Origin of the sequence: Janthinobacterium sp. TB1-E2 (assembly GCF_036885605.1) — a bacterium.
Taxonomy (GTDB): domain Bacteria; phylum Pseudomonadota; class Gammaproteobacteria; order Burkholderiales; family Burkholderiaceae_D; genus Janthinobacterium; species Janthinobacterium aestuarii.
The window spans coordinates 4681903-4699200 of the sequence record NZ_CP142523.1 but is presented as its reverse complement, the minus strand read 5'-3'; the positions used below and the strand labels follow the sequence as shown (position 1 = coordinate 4699200).

The window sequence follows — 17298 nt, the reverse complement described above, 5'->3', positions numbered from 1 at the left end:
CCTGTTTGACCGGCATCGGTGCCGGAGTTAGAATGACGGGTTATTAGAATTTAGGCTACTATGCGTCGCAAACTCGTCGTCGGAAATTGGAAAATGAACGGCAGTCGCACCTCGAACGCGGTGTTATTGTCTGAAATAGTTGCTGGCCTGGCTGCCTCTGGCGCCGCCAGCGCCGTCTGTGTGCCTGCGCCGTATCTGGCGCAGTGCCAGGCGCAATTGGCAGGCACGGCTCTCGGCTGGGGTGCGCAGGATGTGTCCGCGCATGCCAGCGGCGCCTACACGGGAGAAATCTCGACCGCCATGCTGCAGGATTTCGGATGCGGCTATGTGGTGATCGGGCATTCCGAGCGCCGCGCCTACCATGGCGAGAGCGATGCGCAGGTGGCGGCCAAGACGGTTGCGGCGCTGGCGGCGGGCATCACGCCTATCGTCTGCATCGGCGAAACCCTGGCGCAGCGCGAAGCGGGCCAGACCGATACGGTCGTGGCGCAGCAGCTGGGCGCCGTGCTGGCGGCGATTTCCGCCGACGACGTGGCGAAACTGGTGCTGGCCTATGAGCCGGTCTGGGCCATCGGCACGGGCAAGACGGCCACGCCGCAAATGGCGCAGGACGTGCATCAGGTGTTGCGCGGCCAGCTGGCGGCAAAGAATGCGGTAGCAGCGGCCGGCGTGCAGATCCTGTACGGCGGCAGCATGAAGCCGGAGAACGCAAAAGAATTGATGGCGATGCCGGATATCGATGGCGGTCTGATCGGTGGGGCAGCATTGAAGGCGGCGGATTTCCTGGCAATTATTCACGCCGCTGATTGAATTAATTTAAACTAAGAATGGAATTGCAATGAACATGATGTTCAATCTGGTAGTGGTAGTACAGGTTATTTCGGCATTGTCGATTATCGCGCTGGTGTTGTTGCAGCACGGTAAGGGCGCCGACATGGGCGCCGCCTTCGGTTCGGGCGCCTCGGGCAGCCTGTTCGGTGCGACGGGTTCGTCGAACTTCATGTCGAAATCGACGGGCGTCGCCGCCGCGATCTTCTTCGGCGCCACCCTGGCCCTGTCGCTGATGGCCAATCAGCGCGCCACGACGGTCGGCGGCGGCGTGATGGATAAAGTCGTCAAGCCAGTGCCGGTCACCGGCGCGGGCGCGATCCCGACGACGGTGCCTGCTGCAGCTCCGGCTGCCAGCGCTCCAGCGGCGGCGGCACCGGTTGCCAGCACCCCGGCAGGCGCGATTCCGAAGTAATTTAGTATTTACTGAGTAGTAACTCGATACCTCATCGAGAGTAATTCTCATTACGGGCAGATTATTGCTCAATGTTTCAGCAGCGCGGCAGGAAAAAATCGTGGCGCGCTGGAAGATGTAAAAATTTATCGTTTTTATCTGTGTTTTGATGCATTTGTGCATTAACTTTAGCGGCAAAGCAGAGTAGAATACGGGCCTTACCGCCGACGTGGTGAAATTGGTAGACACGCTATCTTGAGGGGGTAGTGGCGAAAGCTGTACGAGTTCGAGTCTCGTCGTCGGCACCAGAAATCAGAAGCCAGCAACGGCGCACGAGCCATGGCTCGTACAAAGTTGCTGGCTTTTTTTACGAGGATGTGTCGTTCGATCCTGGTCTTAGCTTTGATTGGGGTCGTGCGTTAGATACGCTGCAAATGATCGCAGCGTCCTCATTTAACCGATCGTTCAATATAAGCTCATCAATCGTGAACCTCGAAAATTACTTCCCCGTCCTGCTGTTCATTATTATCGGCCTTGGTGTCGGTATCGCTCCCCAGCTCCTGGGGCGCCTGTTAGGCCCTAACAAGCCTGACGCAGCAAAACTCTCCCCGTACGAATGTGGTTTTGAAGCATTCGAAGACGCGCGCATGAAATTTGATGTGCGCTACTATCTGGTCGCAATCCTGTTTATTTTGTTCGATCTGGAAACGGCATTCTTTTTCCCATGGGGCGTTGCAATGCGCGACCTGGGCTGGGCCGGTTTCGTCACGATGATGGTGTTCATCGCTGAATTCGTGGTCGGATTTTGGTACATTTGGAAGAAAGGTGCCCTTGACTGGGAATAAGCCATGGCTATTGAAGGCGTATTAAGCGAAGGTTTCATCACCACCTCGGCCGACAAGCTGATCAACTGGGCGCGCACCGGGTCTATGTTCCCGATGACGTTCGGTCTGGCCTGCTGTGCGGTCGAAATGATGCATGTGGGCGCAGCCCGCTACGATATGGACCGTTTCGGCGTCGTGTTTCGTCCGTCGCCGCGTCAGTCCGACGTCATGATCGTTGCAGGCACCCTGTGCAACAAGATGGCGCCGGCCCTGCGCAAGGTCTACGACCAGATGGCAGAGCCACGCTGGGTCATCTCGATGGGTTCCTGCGCCAATGGCGGCGGGTACTACCATTACTCCTATTCCGTGGTGCGCGGTTGCGACCGCATCGTGCCCGTCGACGTGTATGTGCCTGGCTGTCCTCCGACTGCTGAAGCCTTGCTGTACGGCATCATGCAGTTGCAGAACAAGATCAAGCGTACCAGCACGATCGCACGCTAACCGGGCCGCTTCAGATTATGACAACACATTTAGAAGTATTGCAAAACGCCCTCGGCACAGCCCTGGGCGATCGCGTTAGCACGACGGTTGCGCTGGGCGAAGTCACCCTGGTCGTCAAGGCCGAGGACTACCTGGCCGTGATGCAGACCTTGCGCGACGATCCGGCCCTGCATTTCGAGCAGCTGCTCGACCTGTGCGGCGTCGACTACTCGACCTATGGCGACGGTAGCTGGGATGGCCTGCGTTTCGCGGCCGTCTCGCACTTGCTGTCGGTCAAGCACAACTGGCGCGTGCGCGTGCGCGTGTTCGCGCCGGACGACGACATGCCGCTGCTGCCCTCCGTGGTCGGCATCTGGCGCGCCGTCAACTGGTACGAGCGCGAAGCGTTCGACCTGCTGGGCATCCTCTTCGAAGGCCACAACGACTTGCGCCGCCTGCTGACCGACTACGGTTTCATCGGCCATCCGTTCCGCAAGGATTTCCCCGTCTCCGGCTATGTCGAGATGCGTTACGATCCGGAACAAAAGCGCGTGATTTACCAGCCCGTGACGATCGAGCCGCGGGAAAACGTGCCGCGCGTGATCCGCGAAGAACATTACGGGATGAAATAATGGCTGAGATTAAGAACTACACCCTGAACTTTGGGCCACAGCATCCGGCCGCGCACGGTGTGCTGCGCCTGGTGCTGGAGATGGATGGCGAAGTCATCCAGCGCGCCGACCCGCATATCGGCCTGCTGCACCGCGCCACCGAAAAGCTGGCCGAACAGAAAACCTACCTGCAATCCGTGCCGTACATGGACCGTCTCGACTATGTGTCGATGATGTGCAATGAACACGCGTACGTGATGGCCATCGAAAAGATGCTGGGCCTGGAAGTGCCGCTGCGCGCGCAATACATCCGCGTCATGTTCGACGAGATGACGCGTATCCTGAATCACCTGATGTGGCTCGGTACCCACGCGCTGGACGTTGGCGCCATGGGCCCGTTCCTGTATTGCTTCCGCGACCGCGAAGACTTGTTCGACGCCTACGAGGCAGTGTCGGGCGCACGCATGCACGCGGCCTACTACCGTCCGGGCGGCGTGTACCGCGACCTGCCGGACGCGATGCCGCAGCACAAGGCCTCGATCATCCGCAACGCCAAGGCGATCGGCAAGCTGAACGAAAACCGCCAGGGCTCGCTGCTGGACTTCATCGAAGACTTCGCGCGCCGTTTCCCGAACTCGGTGGACGAGTACGAAACCCTGCTGACCGACAACCGTATCTGGAAACAGCGTACCGTCGGCATCGGCGTGGTCTCGCCGGAAGATGCGCTGGCCATGGGCTTCACGGGCGCCATGCTGCGCGGCTCGGGCGTGCAGTGGGACTTGCGCAAGAAACAGCCGTACGAAGTGTACGACCTGATGGATTTCGACATTCCTATCGGCACCAACGGCGATTGCTACGACCGCTACCTGGTCCGCGTGGAAGAGCTGCGCCAGTCGAACCGCATCATCAAGCAATGCGTGGAGTGGCTGCGCAACAATGAAGGTCCTGTCATGACCAGCAACCGCAAGGTGGCGCCTCCAGGCCGCGTCGACATGAAGACCAACATGGAATCCTTGATTCACCACTTCAAGCTGTTTACGGAAGGTTTCCACGTGCCGCCAGGCGAGGCCTACAGCGCCGTGGAACACCCGAAGGGCGAGTTCGGCGTGTACCTGGTGTCCGATGGCGCCAACAAGCCGTACCGCATGAAACTGCGCGCGCCAGACTACGCCCACTTGCAGTCGCTCGACGAAATGGCGCGTGGGCACATGCTTGCCGACGCCGTGACCATCATCGGGACGCAAGATATCGTGTTCGGCAGTATTGACCGCTAAGAGGCAAAAAGTATGTTGTTATCAGAGCAATGCTATAAGAAAATTGACCGCGAGCTGGCCAAGTACCCGGCCGACCAGCGTCAGTCGGCCGTCATGGCCGCGCTGGCCCATGCCCAGGATGAACTGGGCTGGCTGGCGCCGGAAACCATGAAGGAACTGGCCGATTACATCGGCATGCCGGCGATTGCCGTGCAGGAAGTGGCCACGTTCTACAATATGTACAACGTGAAACCCGTGGGCAAGCACAAGATCACCGTGTGCACCAACCTGCCATGCGCCCTGTCGGGCGGCGTGCGCGCTGCAGACTACCTGAAGCAGAAACTGGGTATCGATTTCCGCGAAACCACCGCAGACGGCCAGTTCACCCTGGTTGAAGGCGAGTGCATGGGTGCTTGCGGCGATGCGCCTGTCTTGCTGGTCAGTAATAAAACCATGTGCAGCTGGATGTCGAACGAGAAAATCGACGCCATGCTGGAGGAACTCAAGAAATGACGTCACTCCACAACCGCCATATCGATCCATTGATCCTGAAGGATCTGGATGGCAAGAACTGGCATTTGCAAGATTATGTGAACCGCGGCGGCTACAGCGCCCTGCGGCGTATCCTGGAAGAGAAAATCACGCCGGAACAGATCATCGCCGACCTCAAGGCGTCGTCCTTGCGCGGCCGTGGCGGCGCGGGTTTTCCTACCGGCTTGAAGTGGAGCTTCATGCCGCGCCAGTTCCCGGGACAGAAATACCTCGTCTGCAATACAGATGAAGGCGAACCGGGCACTTTCAAGGACCGCGACATCATTCGTTACAATCCCCATGCGCTGATCGAAGGCATGGCCATTGGCGCTTATGCGATGGGCATCACCGTGGGCTACAACTATATCCACGGTGAAATCTTCCAGGAATACCTGCGTTTCGAAGAAGCGCTGGAAGAGGCGCGCGCCGCCGGCTTCCTGGGCGACAAGATCATGGGCAGCGAGTTCTCGTTCCAGTTGCATGCGCACCATGGTTATGGCGCCTACATCTGCGGCGAAGAAACGGCCCTGCTCGAATCGCTGGAAGGCAAGAAAGGCCAGCCGCGCTTCAAGCCGCCTTTCCCTGCCTCGTTTGGCCTGTACGGCAAGCCGACGACGATCAACAACACGGAAACCTTCGCGGCCGTGCCATTCGTGCTGAATATCGGTCCAGAGAAATACCTGGCGATGGGCAAGCCGAACAATGGCGGTTCGAAGATCTTCTCGATCTCGGGCGACGTGGAAAAACCGGGCAACTATGAAGTGCCGCTCGGCACCCCGTTTGCGACCCTGCTGGAACTGGCAGGCGGCATGCGCGGTGGCAAAAAGATCAAGGCCGTGATCCCTGGCGGTTCGTCCGCTCCGGTGATCCGCGGCGACATCATGATGCAGACCGACCTGGACTACGACTCGATCGCGAAAGCCGGTTCGATGCTGGGTTCGGGCGCCGTCATCGTGATGGACGAAACACGCTGCATGGTAAAGGCGCTGGAACGCCTGTCCTACTTCTACTTTGAAGAATCGTGCGGCCAGTGTACGCCTTGCCGTGAAGGCACAGGCTGGATGTACCGCATGGTGCACCGCATCGAGCAGGGGCAGGGTCGTCCAGACGACCTGGACATGCTCAACTCGATCGCCGACAACATCCAGGGCCGCACGATTTGCGCGCTGGGCGATGCGGCTGCCATGCCGGTACGGGCCTTCATTAAGAATTTCCGTGAAGAATTTGAATATCATATCGAGCACAAGCATTGCTTAGTGCCCGCATATATCTAAGCTGCGTCAGGTAACGATCACCATGGTTGAAATCGAAATAGACGGCAAAAAAGTCGAAGTCCCTGCTGGTAGCATGGTGATGGACGCCGCCAACAAATTGGGAACCTACATTCCGCACTTCTGCTATCACAAGAAATTGTCGATCGCAGCGAACTGCCGCATGTGCCTGGTCGAAGTGGAAAAGGCGCCCAAGCCTTTGCCCGCTTGTGCGACCCCGGTCAGTGCCGGCATGATCGTGCGTTCCGCCAGCGATAAAGCTGTGCAGGCGCAAAAGTCGGTCATGGAATTCTTGCTGATTAACCACCCGCTCGATTGCCCTATCTGCGATCAGGGCGGCGAATGCCAGTTGCAAGACTTGGCAGTGGGTTACGGCAAGAGCGAATCGCGCTACAAGGAAGACAAGCGCGTCGTCACGCCGAAGGAGGCCGGTCCGCTGGTCTCCATGCAAGAGATGTCGCGCTGCATCCAGTGCACCCGCTGCGTACGCTTTGGCCAGGAAGTGGCCGGCGTGATGGAGCTGGGCATGATCGGCCGCGGCGAACACTCGGAAATCGTGTCGTTCGTCGGCCAGTCGGTCGACTCCGAACTGTCGGGCAACATGATCGACCTGTGCCCGGTTGGCGCACTGACCTCGAAGCCGTTCCGCTACAGCGCCCGTACGTGGGAACTGTCGCGCCGCAAATCGGTCAGCCCGCATGACGGTCTCGGTTCGAACCTGATCGTGCAAGTGAAAGCTGGCAAGGTCAAGCGCGTGCTGCCGCTGGAAAACGAAGCCGTCAACGAGTGCTGGATCTCGGACAAGGACCGTTTCTCGTACGAAGCGCTGGACAGCGCCGAACGCCTGACTTCCCCGATGCTGAAACAAGGCAACGAGTGGAAAGAAGTCGATTGGCAAACCGCGCTGGAATACGTGGCGCACGGCCTGAAAAACATCAAGCACGAACATGGTGCCGACGCCATCGCCGCGCTGGCAACGCCGCATTCGACGGTCGAAGAGCTGGTCCTGCTGCAAAAAGTGGCCAACGGTCTCGGTTCCGAGAACGTCGACTTCCGCCTGCGCCAGACCGACTTCGCGCTGGACGCCGGCGTCAAGCCATGGCTGGGCATGCCGATCAGCGAATTTGGCCAGATCAAGCGCGCCTTTGTCATCGGCTCGTTCCTGCGCAAGGATCACCCATTGCTGGCCACGCGTTTGCGCGCGTCCGTCAAGGGCGGCGCCAAGCTGTCGATCCTGCACGCCTCCGACGATGATCAATTGATCACCATCGCCAACAAGATGATCGTCGCACCAAGCGATTGGCTGGCGGCCTTGTCGGAAGTGGTCGCCGCTGTTGCGAAAGCCAAAGAAATCGCCGCGCCAGCCGGTTTTGAAGCGGTTGCCGCTTCGGACGTGGCAGTGGCCATCGCCGCCAGCCTGATGGCTGGCGACCATGGCGCCGTGCTGCTGGGTAACGCGGCAACGCAACACCCGCAAGCGTCGCAACTGCATGCTGCCGCGCAATGGATCGCCGAACAGACGGGCGCCAAGCTCGGTTACCTGACGGAAGCGGCCAACACGGTTGGCGCGCACCTGGTCGCCAAGCCGCGCGCCAATGTGCAAGCTGCGTTTGCCGTACCGAAAAAAGCCTACGTGCTGTTGCACGCCGAGCCGGAACTCGATGCCGCCAATCCACAAGCGGCCCGCGCCGCCCTGGATGGCGCCGATATGGTCGTGGCCATGTCCGCCTTCAAGCACGGCATGGATTACGCCGATGTCTTGCTGCCGATCTCGCCGTTCGCTGAAACCTCGGGCACCTTCGTCAATTGCGAAGGCCGCGCGCAAAGTTTCAACGGTACCGTGAAACCGCTGGCGGAAACCCGTCCAGCCTGGAAAGTGCTGCGCGTCCTGGGCAACATCCTGGGCCTGGCCGGTTTCGACTACGACACTTCCGAAGCGATCCGCGACGAAGCGTTTGGTGCCGGCGTGACCGATCTGTCGGCACAGCTGAACAACATCGCCAAGAACGCACCGGAAGCGGCAACGTACGCACCGGCTTCGCCAGCGCTGCAACGCATCGCCGACGTGCCGATCTACTTCGCCGACGCGCTGGTACGCCGCTCCGAACCGTTGCAACGCACGGTCGATGGCGCCACGCCGCAAGCACACCTGTCCGCCGAACTGGCTGGCAAGCTGGGCATCAAGGCGGGCGACAAGGTCAAAGTGGCGCAAGGCTCCGGCAGCGCCATTCTGGTGGCGGCAATTCACGCCGGCCTGCCAGCCAATGTGGTCAAGGTGTCGGCGGCGCATGCCTCGACGGCTGGCCTGGGCGGCATGTTCGGTGACATCACAGTTGAAACAGCAGAGGGGAAAATCTGATGGCTCTGCCTGAATTTGTAAACGTCATCAACAGCAGTGGCCAGGATTTGCTGGGCGGTTCTTGGCCGTTCTTCTGGACCCTGATCAAGATCCTGTGCGTGCTGTTGCCGCTGATGGGCCTGGTTGCCTACCTGACCTTGTGGGAACGCAAGCTGATCGGCTGGATCCAGATCCGCGTCGGCCCGAACCGCGTGGGTCCGCTGGGCTTGCTGCAGCCGATCGCCGATGCGCTGAAACTCTTGTTCAAAGAGATCATCATCCCGTCCAAGGCCGCCAAGGGCCTGTTCGTGATCGGTCCGATCATGACCATCATGCCGGCCCTGGCCGCCTGGTCGGTCGTGCCGTTCGGTCCGCAAGCCGTGCTGGCCAACGTCAACGCGGGTTTGCTGATGCTGCTGGCGATTACCTCGATGGAAGTCTACGGCATCATCATCGCCGGCTGGGCCTCGAACTCGAAGTACTCGTTCATGGGCGCCATGCGCGCGTCGGCGCAGATGATTTCGTATGAAATCCCGATGGGCTTCGTGATGGTCATCGTGCTGATGGTCTCGGGCAGCCTGAACTTCATCGACATCGTTGGCGGCCAGCAGATCGGCTACTTCGCCGACAAGGGCGTGAACTTCCTGTCGTGGAACTGGCTGCCGCTGCTGCCGATGTTCGTCATCTACATGGTGTCGGGCCTGGCTGAAGCCAACCGTCACCCGTTCGACGTCGTCGAAGGCGAGTCGGAAATCGTTGCCGGCCACATGGTCGAGTACTCGGGCATGGCCTACGCCATGTTCATGCTGGCCGAATACGCCAACATGATCCTGATCGGCGCGCTGACTTCGCTCATGTTCCTCGGTGGCTGGTCCGCACCATTTGCCTTCCTCGAGTTCTGGGGTGGTTTCGGCGGCTTCTTCTGGCTGTTCGCCAAGACCTTCTTCATCGTGTCGGTGTTCATCTGGGTGCGCGGTACTTTCCCACGCTACCGTTATGACCAGATCATGCGCCTCGGCTGGAAAGTGTTTATCCCGTTGACGCTGGTCTACCTGGTCTTCGTCGCTGCCTGGATGCAGACATCCTGGAATATTTGGAAGTAAGAGAGTGCATACGAATGGATAAGGTAAAAGATTTCTTCAGCAGCCTCTTGTTAGGCGAGCTGATCAAGGGCATGGCGTTGACAGGCAAGTACATGTTTTCGCGCAAGATTACGGTGCAATTCCCGGAAGAGAAGACACCGATCTCGCCGCGTTTCCGTGGCTTGCACGCGCTGCGCCGCTACCCGAACGGCGAGGAACGTTGCATCGCCTGCAAACTGTGCGAAGCGGTTTGCCCGGCGATGGCCATCACGATCGAATCGGAACAGCGTGACGACGGTTCGCGCCGCACCACGCGTTACGATATTGACTTGACCAAGTGCATCTTCTGCGGTTTCTGCGAAGAGTCCTGCCCGGTCGATTCGATCGTCGAGACGCAAATCCTGGAATACCACGGCGAGAAACGCGGGGATTTGTATTACACGAAAGAGATGTTGCTGGCCGTGGGTGATCGTTATGAAAATGACATCGCCGCTGCGCGCGCCGCCGACGCACCTTATCGCTGATGGATGCGCCGTAGCCACTGGCTGCGGCGCGCCCCTCGTTCATCTGTACGTCTATTGGGTTTTTTATGGACTTTAAAACAATTTTGTTTTACGCCTTCGCGCTGATCTTGATTCTGGCAGCGACGCGCGTTATCACGGCCCGTAATCCGGTCCACGCAGTACTGTTCCTGGTACTGTCCTTCTTTTCCGCAGCGGGCATCTGGATGCTGCTGCAAGCTGAATTCCTGGCCATCGTGCTGGTATTGGTGTACGTCGGCGCCGTGATGGTGCTGTTCCTCTTCGTCGTCATGATGCTCGATATCAATATCGACCGCATGCGCGAAGGCTTCTGGGGCTACCTGCCTTTGTCGGTGACGGTGGGCGTGATCATCGTGCTGGAAATGGCCGCTGTCCTGTGGCACGGTTTCCGCAACTTTGCGCCTAGCATCGCGCCGGTCAACGTCAACCTGGGCGGCACCAAGGAACTGGGCCTGCTGATCTACACGGAATATGTGTTCGCCTTCGAGATCGCCGCCGTCGTGCTGCTGGTGGCCATCGTTGCCGCAGTCGCGCTGACCCTGCGCAAACGCAAGGACACCAAGCACTTTGCTCCAGGCGATGCCGTGCGCGTCAAGCGTAACGACCGCCTGAAGATCATCAAGATGGACGCGGTTGTCGAGCGTCCTGCGGCTGAGCCGGAAGTTAAGGAGGCACCATGACATTATCGCTCACACATTTTCTGGTCCTGGGCGCGATCCTGTTCGCAATCTCGATCGTCGGTATTTTCCTGAACCGCAAGAACATCATCGTATTGCTGATGGCAATCGAATTGATGCTGCTGGCGGTGAATATGAATTTCATCGCGTTCTCCCATTTCATGGGCGACGCGGCCGGTCAGATCTTCGTTTTCTTCATCCTGACGGTTGCCGCCGCTGAGTCGGCTATCGGTCTGGCTATTCTGGTGGTGATGTTCCGTAATCTGGATACCATCAACGTCGAAGACCTGGACAGCCTCAAAGGCTGATGTTTTTCAGACTCGATCTCTCGAATAATAACGATTAAGGTTCATCATGGCGGGGCAACTCCTCAACCCTAACCTCCTTCTTGCCGTACCGCTGGCGCCGCTGGCCGGTGCCGCGATTGCAGGCTTGCTTGGCACCCAGTTCCTGGGTAATTTGGTCGGACGCAAGACGTCGCATACCGCGACGATCCTGGGCGTACTGATTGCGTTCATCCTGTCCGTGCAGACACTGCTGGCAGTGATGGATGGCGCGACATTCAATGGCACGATCTATAACTGGATGACGATCGGCACCCTGAAGATGGAAGTGGGCTTCCAGATCGATTCGCTGTCGGCGATGATGATGTGCGTGGTCACCTTCGTCTCCCTGATGGTGCACATCTACACGATCGGCTACATGAAGGACGACGAAGGCTACAACCGCTTCTTCGCCTACATCTCGCTGTTCACGTTCTCGATGCTGATGCTGGTCATGGCCAACAACTTCCTGCAACTGTTCTTCGGTTGGGAAGCCGTGGGCCTGGTCTCTTACCTGCTGATCGGTTTCTGGTACCAGCGTCCGACGGCCATCGTGGCCAACATGAAGGCTTTCCTCGTCAACCGCGTGGGCGACTTCGGCTTCATCCTGGGCATCGGCTTGCTGCTGGCTTACGCCGGCACCATGAACTACCAGGAAGTGTTCGCCAAGAAGGACGAACTGGCGCTGTTGAGCCTGCCAGGTACCGACTGGGCCCTGCTGACCGTAGCCTGCATCTGCCTGTTCATCGGCGCGATGGGCAAATCGGCGCAGTTCCCGCTGCACGTGTGGCTGCCTGACTCGATGGAAGGTCCTACCCCGATCTCGGCACTGATCCACGCCGCGACGATGGTGACGGCCGGTATCTTCATGGTTTCGCGCATGTCGCCGCTGTTCGAACTGTCCGACACGGCACTGTCCTTCATCCTGGTGATCGGCTCCATCACGGCGCTGTTCATGGGCTTCCTGGGCATCATCCAGAACGACATCAAACGCGTCGTTGCTTACTCGACCCTGTCGCAGCTCGGCTACATGACCGTGGCGCTCGGTTCGTCCGCGTACTCGGTAGCCGTGTTCCATCTGATGACGCACGCATTCTTCAAGGCACTGCTGTTCCTGGGCGCCGGTTCCGTCATCATCGGCATGCACCACGATCAGGATATCCGCAACATGGGCGGCCTGCGCAAGTACATGCCGATCACGTGGATCACGTCATTGGTCGGTTCGCTGGCCCTGATCGGCACGCCGCTGTTCTCCGGTTTCTACTCGAAAGACAGCATCATCGAAGCCGTTGAAGCGACGCACATCTGGGGTGCTGGCTTTGCCCAGTTCGCCGTGCTGGCTGGCGTGTTCGTCACCGCCTTCTACTCGTTCCGCATGTATTTCCTCGTCTTCCATGGCAAGGAACGTTTCGGCCAGGCGCATGCGCACGGTCACGACGACCATCACGCACCGAAAGCGGCCCATGGCGCGCACGGCGATGCACATGACGATCACCACGAGGAAGAGGAAGACGACCACGCGCACCACGGTCTGGAACCTGGCCAGAAGCCGCACGAGTCCCCATTCGTCGTCTGGCTCCCGCTGGTGATGCTGGCGATCCCGTCGCTGATCATCGGTTACCTGACGATCGGCCCGATGCTGCATGGCGATTTCTTCAAGGGCGTGATCTTCGTCGGCGAAAACCATCCAGCAATGGAAGAGTTGTCGCATGAATTCCACGGCGCAATGGCGATGGCGATCCATGGCCTGTCGACAGCACCGTTCTGGCTGGCATTGTCCGGCGTGGTGGCAGCCTACTACTGCTACATGGTCAACCCGCGTGTACCGGCCTGGTTCTTTGCCAAGTTCCACGCGATCCACACCCTGCTGGACAACAAGTACTACATGGACAAGTTCAATGAAGTCGTGTTCGCCGGCGGTGCCCGCTTGCTGGGTAATGGCCTGTGGAACTTCGGTGACAAGAAGCTGATCGATGGCCTGCTGGTCAACGGTAGCGCCAAGGTCGTCGCCTGGCTGTCCTCGCTGTCGCGAGTGCTGCAGACCGGCTACATCTATCACTATGCATTCGTGATGATCCTGGGCGTGCTGGGCTTCCTGATCTATTTCCTGCCATTCTGGCCCGCTAAGTAAGCTGACCTGATAAAAGAATACTGAGAACCATGATGCAGTCTACGATTTCTACATTACCTCCTTACCTGAGTCTGTCGATCTGGGTGCCGATCATTTGCGGCGTCCTGATCTTGGCTCTCGGCCGTGACAGCAAAGCGGGCTTTACCCGCTGGCTGTCGCTGGCTGGCGCCGTGCTCAGCATGCTGTGCACCTTGCCGCTGATCCAGCATTTCGACAACGCCGCACACGGCATGCAATTCGTCGAAAAAGCACCGTGGATTGAAACTTTCAATATCTGGTACTCGCTGGGTATCGACGGCCTGTCGCTGTGGTTCGTGCCACTGACGGCCTTCATCACGGTCATCGTCGTCATTTCGGCCTGGCAAGTGATCGAGAAGCGCATCGCCCAGTACATGGGCTCCTTCCTGATCCTGTCGGGCCTGATGATCGGCGTGTTCTGCGCGCTGGACGGCTTGCTGTTCTACTTCTTCTTTGAAGCAACCCTGATCCCGATGTTCATCATCATCGGTATCTGGGGCGGTTCGAACCGCGTGTACGCGTCGTTCAAGTTCTTCCTGTACACCTTCTTCGGTTCGCTGCTGACCCTGGTTGCCATCATCTACCTGCGCAATGTGTCGGGCACCTTCGACATCCTGGCCTGGCATGCGTTCAAGCTGACGATGAACGAACAGATCTTCATCTTCCTGGCCTTCCTGATGGCGTTTGCCGTCAAGGTGCCGATGTTCCCCGTCCATACGTGGTTGCCGGATGTCCACGTGGAAGCGCCTACGGGCGGTTCCGCCGTGCTGGCCGCCATCATGCTGAAACTGGGCGCCTACGGCTTCCTGCGTTTTTCGCTGCCGATCACGCCGGACGCCAGCCACTACCTGTCGGGCTTCATGATCGCCTTGTCGCTGATCGCCGTCATCTACATCGGTCTGGTTGCCCTGGTGCAAACCGACATGAAAAAACTGGTCGCCTATTCGTCGATCGCGCACATGGGTTTTGTGACCCTGGGCTTCTTCATGTTCAACGACATCTCGGTGCAGGGCGGTATCGTGCAGATGGTCTCGCACGGCTTCATCTCCGGCGCGATGTTCCTGTGCATCGGCGTGCTGTATGACCGCATGCATACCCGCAACATCGCCGACTACGGCGGCGTCGTGAACCGCATGCCGAAATTTGCCGCCTTCTTCGTGCTGTTCTCGATGGCCAACTGTGGTCTGCCAGCGACGTCCGGCTTCGTCGGCGAGTTCATGGTGATCCTGGGCGCGGTGAAATACAACTTCTGGATCGGCCTGCTGGCTGCAACGGCACTGATCTGGGGCGCGGCGTACTCGCTGTGGATGGCCAAGCGCGTAGTGTTCGGCAAGATCAAGAACAAGCATGTGGCCGAACTGACCGACATCAACAAACGTGAATTCTTCATGCTTGCTGTACTGGCCATCGCCGTGCTCGTGATGGGTCTGTATCCAGCCCCGTTCACCGACACGATGCAAACTTCGGTTGCTGACCTGCTGCAGCATGTCGCCACCAGCAAGTTGCCTTAAATAGAAGACCGATAACATGACTAATGCACCTAATCTGGTACCGCTGTACGCGGAAATCTTTCTGCTGATCGCCACGTCGGCGCTCTTGCTGATCGATATGTTCTTGCCTGCGGCGAAGCGTTCGATCACCTATGCGCTGTCCTTGCTGACCTTGGCAGGCTGCGCCTTGCTGACCGTGGGCGACTTCAACGCGGGCACCACCGTCTACACGTTCCATAACATGTTCGTGTCGGACCCGATGTCGCAGCTGCTGAAACTGTTCTCGTACGGCGCCGTGGCGCTGACCCTGATCTACTCGCGTGCCTATGCCACCGACCGCAACATGCTGTCGGGTAACCTGGGCGGCGAGTTCTACGTGCTGGCCCTGTTTGCACTGCTGGGCCAGATGATCATGATCTCGGCCAACAACTTCCTGATCATCTACCTGGGTCTGGAACTGATGTCGCTGTCGCTGTACGCGCTGATCGCTCTGCGCCGTGACAATGCCAAGGCCACGGAAGCGGCCATGAAATACTTCATCCTGGGCGCACTGGCTTCCGGTTTCATGTTGTACGGTATCTCGATGCTGTACGGCGCCTCCGGCACGCTGGATCTGGGCGAACTGCGCGTGGCGCTGGAAAACGGCAAGACCAACGGCACCATCATGGTCTTCGGCCTGGTGTTCCTCGTAGCCGGCCTGGCCTTCAAACTGGGCGTCGTGCCATTCCACATGTGGGTGCCTGACGTGTATCAAGGTTCGCCGACGGCCGTGACCCTGCTGCTGGGCGGCGCGCCGAAACTGGCCGCGTTTGCCATCACCCTGCGTTTGCTGGGCGAGGGCTTGCTGCCGATGGCGCATGACTGGCAGCAAATGCTGCTGGTGCTGGCCGTGATGTCGCTGGCCATCGGTAACTTCACCGCCATCGCGCAAACGAATCTGAAGCGTATGTTGGCGTACTCGACCATCGCGCAAATGGGCTTCGTTCTGCTGGGCCTGCTGTCCGGTACCGTCGACGCACCGAACAACACCCTGAACGCGGCTGGCGCAGCCACCGCCTACGGCGCTTCGATGTACTACGTCATCACCTACGTGTTCACCACCCTGGGTACCTTTGGCGTGATCATGTTGTTGGCACGCAGTGGTTTCGAAGCGGAAGAACTGGCCGACTTCAAGGGCCTGGGCAAACGCAGCCCGATCTTCGCGCTGGTGATGACCCTGTTCATGTTCTCGCTGGCTGGCGTGCCGCCGCTGATGGGCTTCATGGCCAAGTACTCGGTGCTGGCCTCCGTGCTGGCCACGGGCCAGCTGTGGCTGACGATTGCCGCCGTGCTGTTCTCGCTGATCGGCGCCTTCTACTACCTGCGCGTCGTGAAAATGATGTGGTTCGACGAGCCGACCGATACCAACGCGCTGGTCGTGCATGGCGACATGCGCGTCGTGCTGGCACTGAACGGCGTGTTCGTCCTGGCGCTGGGCGTGATGCCTAACAGCATCCTGGCGGCCTGCGCTTCGGCCATCACCAAGACCCTGGCGTCCTGACCGATGGATGTCACCGTCTCGAGCTGGCTGGTGATCGCCTTGGGTATCCTGGGCGCCAACCTGCCTTTCCTGAACGAGAAACTGTTTGCCGCCGTGCCCCTGAAAAAGGCGGCGCAGGCGGAGCAGGGCTGGCGCAAGCCGCTGGCGCTGCGACTGCTGGAGATGGTGATTCTGTACTTCATCGTCGGCGCCGTGGCCTTCGCGCTCGAAGCGCGCATCGGCAACGGTTTCCCGCAAACGTGGGAGTTCTATGCCATCACCGGCTGTCTGTTCCTGGTGCTGGCTTTCCCAGGCTTTGTCGGACGCTACCTGCGCAAACGCCGTTAGCAACAACGACCGAAATCGGCGCCTCTGGCGCCGTTTTTTATTGAATAAAGGAATTCCATGGATACCCAAGCCACTGATACGCAATTGATTGAAACCAAGGTCGATGGCGAGCTCGTCTACCAGGGCGGCTTCCTGCGCGTGCAGCGCGACCGTGTTGCCCTGCCGGACGGCAAGATCACGGCGCGCGAATTCGTCCTGCATCCGGGCGCCGTCGTGATCCTGCCGCTGCTCGACGATGGCACGGTGCTGATGGAGCGCCAATACCGCTATCCGCTGAACCGGGTCTTCATTGAATTCCCGGCCGGCAAGATCGATGCGGGCGAATCGCACCTGGCGTGCGCCCAGCGCGAGTTGCTGGAAGAAACAGGCTACACCGCCAGCGACTGGCAATTCGTCTCCACCATCCACAACGCCATCGCGTATTCCGATGAACATCTGGAACTGTTTTTGGCGCGCGGACTCGTGGCCGGCGAACGCCAGCTCGACGAAGGCGAATTCCTCGAGACATTTACGGCCACGGTGCCGCAGCTGCTCGACTGGGTCAAGGATGGCACGATCACGGACGTGAAAACCGTCATCGGTATCTTCTGGCTCGACAAGATCACCAGCGGCGTGTGGCAGCCGGCCTGATACAGCGC

At 59.2% G+C, this 17298-nt stretch carries 18 protein-coding genes and 1 tRNA gene; all 19 read left to right on the top strand.

Annotated features, from left to right (window positions below):
* Positions 1-60: 60 nt before the first annotated feature.
* The 19 genes from tpiA to OPV09_RS21030 all read left to right on the top strand — a co-directional run bounded on the left by tpiA (position 61) and on the right by OPV09_RS21030 (position 17290).
* Positions 61-810, top strand: a complete 750-nt coding sequence (gene tpiA, locus OPV09_RS21120; RefSeq protein WP_072452727.1) for a triose-phosphate isomerase — start codon at positions 61-63, stop codon at positions 808-810.
* A gap of 28 nt (positions 811-838) precedes the next feature.
* Positions 839-1243, top strand: a complete 405-nt coding sequence (gene secG, locus OPV09_RS21115) for a preprotein translocase subunit SecG (RefSeq protein WP_034749996.1) — start codon at positions 839-841, stop codon at positions 1241-1243.
* Positions 1244-1445: 202 nt separating this feature from the next.
* Positions 1446-1530 (top strand) — tRNA-Leu (locus tag OPV09_RS21110).
* A gap of 177 nt (positions 1531-1707) precedes the next feature.
* Positions 1708-2067 (top strand): NADH-quinone oxidoreductase subunit A, encoded by a 360-nt coding sequence (locus tag OPV09_RS21105; protein WP_010399734.1) that lies wholly within the window; start codon positions 1708-1710, stop codon positions 2065-2067.
* Positions 2068-2070: 3 nt separating this feature from the next.
* On the top strand, positions 2071-2547 hold the full coding sequence (locus tag OPV09_RS21100) for a NuoB/complex I 20 kDa subunit family protein (RefSeq protein WP_010399733.1): 477 nt from the start codon (positions 2071-2073) through the stop codon (positions 2545-2547).
* Between the two features lie 17 nt (positions 2548-2564).
* On the top strand, positions 2565-3158 hold the full coding sequence (locus tag OPV09_RS21095; protein ID WP_072452729.1) for an NADH-quinone oxidoreductase subunit C: 594 nt from the start codon (positions 2565-2567) through the stop codon (positions 3156-3158).
* A complete protein-coding gene (locus OPV09_RS21090; protein ID WP_034749992.1) occupies positions 3158-4411 on the top strand; it encodes an NADH-quinone oxidoreductase subunit D in 1254 nt (417 codons plus the stop codon). Before OPV09_RS21095 ends, OPV09_RS21090 begins: the two co-directional genes overlap by 1 nt.
* Before the next feature lie 12 nt (positions 4412-4423).
* Positions 4424-4903, top strand: a complete 480-nt coding sequence (nuoE, locus tag OPV09_RS21085) for an NADH-quinone oxidoreductase subunit NuoE (RefSeq protein WP_034749989.1) — start codon at positions 4424-4426, stop codon at positions 4901-4903.
* Entirely contained in the window at positions 4900-6195 is a 1296-nt protein-coding gene (gene nuoF, locus OPV09_RS21080) for an NADH-quinone oxidoreductase subunit NuoF (RefSeq protein WP_010399729.1), read from the top strand. The genes nuoE and nuoF overlap by 4 nt, the downstream gene beginning before the upstream one ends.
* A gap of 22 nt (positions 6196-6217) precedes the next feature.
* Complete coding sequence (gene nuoG, locus OPV09_RS21075; protein ID WP_338679302.1) at positions 6218-8551, top strand: NADH-quinone oxidoreductase subunit NuoG; 2334 nt, start codon at positions 6218-6220, stop codon at positions 8549-8551.
* Positions 8551-9633 carry an NADH-quinone oxidoreductase subunit NuoH gene (gene nuoH / locus OPV09_RS21070; RefSeq protein ID WP_034749983.1) on the top strand — a complete coding sequence of 361 codons (1083 nt, stop codon included), beginning with the start codon at positions 8551-8553 and terminating at the stop codon, positions 9631-9633. Before nuoG ends, nuoH begins: the two co-directional genes overlap by 1 nt.
* 14 nt (positions 9634-9647) lie before the next feature.
* Positions 9648-10136 carry an NADH-quinone oxidoreductase subunit NuoI gene (gene nuoI, locus OPV09_RS21065; protein WP_010399726.1) on the top strand — a complete coding sequence of 163 codons (489 nt, stop codon included), beginning with the start codon at positions 9648-9650 and terminating at the stop codon, positions 10134-10136.
* 65 nt (positions 10137-10201) lie between these two features.
* Entirely contained in the window at positions 10202-10834 is a 633-nt protein-coding gene (locus OPV09_RS21060) for an NADH-quinone oxidoreductase subunit J (protein ID WP_034749981.1), read from the top strand.
* The gene (nuoK, locus tag OPV09_RS21055) at positions 10831-11139 is read left to right on the top strand and encodes an NADH-quinone oxidoreductase subunit NuoK (protein WP_010399724.1); all 309 of its coding nucleotides are present in this window, start codon (positions 10831-10833) and stop codon (positions 11137-11139) included. Before OPV09_RS21060 ends, nuoK begins: the two co-directional genes overlap by 4 nt.
* A 46-nt stretch (positions 11140-11185) precedes the next feature.
* Entirely contained in the window at positions 11186-13285 is a 2100-nt protein-coding gene (gene nuoL / locus OPV09_RS21050; RefSeq protein ID WP_338679301.1) for an NADH-quinone oxidoreductase subunit L, read from the top strand.
* 29 nt (positions 13286-13314) lie between these two features.
* Positions 13315-14814: an NADH-quinone oxidoreductase subunit M gene (locus tag OPV09_RS21045; protein WP_034749975.1), complete on the top strand. Its 1500-nt coding sequence runs from the start codon at positions 13315-13317 to the stop codon at positions 14812-14814.
* 16 nt (positions 14815-14830) lie between these two features.
* Positions 14831-16333: an NADH-quinone oxidoreductase subunit NuoN gene (gene nuoN, locus OPV09_RS21040; protein WP_070302186.1), complete on the top strand. Its 1503-nt coding sequence runs from the start codon at positions 14831-14833 to the stop codon at positions 16331-16333.
* Positions 16334-16336: 3 nt separating this feature from the next.
* Positions 16337-16660, top strand: coding sequence for a DUF2818 family protein (locus OPV09_RS21035; RefSeq protein ID WP_034749970.1), 324 nt, complete (start codon positions 16337-16339; stop codon positions 16658-16660).
* Between the two features lie 57 nt (positions 16661-16717).
* Positions 16718-17290 (top strand): NUDIX hydrolase, encoded by a 573-nt coding sequence (locus tag OPV09_RS21030; RefSeq protein ID WP_338679300.1) that lies wholly within the window; start codon positions 16718-16720, stop codon positions 17288-17290.
* Positions 17291-17298 lie beyond the last annotated feature (8 nt).

Bases quoted from the DNA above. Each gene is read 5' to 3' on its own strand.
- OPV09_RS21035 (WP_034749970.1), top strand. From the start codon at position 16,337: ATGGATGTCACCGTCTCGAGCTGGCTGGTGATCGCCTTGGGTATCCTG.
- tpiA (WP_072452727.1), top strand. From the start codon at position 61: ATGCGTCGCAAACTCGTCGTCGGAAATTGGAAAATGAACGGCAGTCGC.
- OPV09_RS21100 (WP_010399733.1), top strand. From the start codon at position 2,071: ATGGCTATTGAAGGCGTATTAAGCGAAGGTTTCATCACCACCTCGGCC.
- secG (WP_034749996.1), top strand. From the start codon at position 839: ATGAACATGATGTTCAATCTGGTAGTGGTAGTACAGGTTATTTCGGCA.
- OPV09_RS21060 (WP_034749981.1), top strand. From the start codon at position 10,202: ATGGACTTTAAAACAATTTTGTTTTACGCCTTCGCGCTGATCTTGATT.
- nuoF (WP_010399729.1), top strand. From the start codon at position 4,900: ATGACGTCACTCCACAACCGCCATATCGATCCATTGATCCTGAAGGAT.
- nuoG (WP_338679302.1), top strand. From the start codon at position 6,218: ATGGTTGAAATCGAAATAGACGGCAAAAAAGTCGAAGTCCCTGCTGGT.
- OPV09_RS21090 (WP_034749992.1), top strand. From the start codon at position 3,158: ATGGCTGAGATTAAGAACTACACCCTGAACTTTGGGCCACAGCATCCG.
- nuoK (WP_010399724.1), top strand. From the start codon at position 10,831: ATGACATTATCGCTCACACATTTTCTGGTCCTGGGCGCGATCCTGTTC.
- OPV09_RS21095 (WP_072452729.1), top strand. From the start codon at position 2,565: ATGACAACACATTTAGAAGTATTGCAAAACGCCCTCGGCACAGCCCTG.
- OPV09_RS21030 (WP_338679300.1), top strand. From the start codon at position 16,718: ATGGATACCCAAGCCACTGATACGCAATTGATTGAAACCAAGGTCGAT.
- nuoH (WP_034749983.1), top strand. From the start codon at position 8,551: ATGGCTCTGCCTGAATTTGTAAACGTCATCAACAGCAGTGGCCAGGAT.
- nuoI (WP_010399726.1), top strand. From the start codon at position 9,648: ATGGATAAGGTAAAAGATTTCTTCAGCAGCCTCTTGTTAGGCGAGCTG.
- nuoN (WP_070302186.1), top strand. From the start codon at position 14,831: ATGACTAATGCACCTAATCTGGTACCGCTGTACGCGGAAATCTTTCTG.
- nuoL (WP_338679301.1), top strand. From the start codon at position 11,186: ATGGCGGGGCAACTCCTCAACCCTAACCTCCTTCTTGCCGTACCGCTG.
- OPV09_RS21045 (WP_034749975.1), top strand. From the start codon at position 13,315: ATGATGCAGTCTACGATTTCTACATTACCTCCTTACCTGAGTCTGTCG.
- nuoE (WP_034749989.1), top strand. From the start codon at position 4,424: ATGTTGTTATCAGAGCAATGCTATAAGAAAATTGACCGCGAGCTGGCC.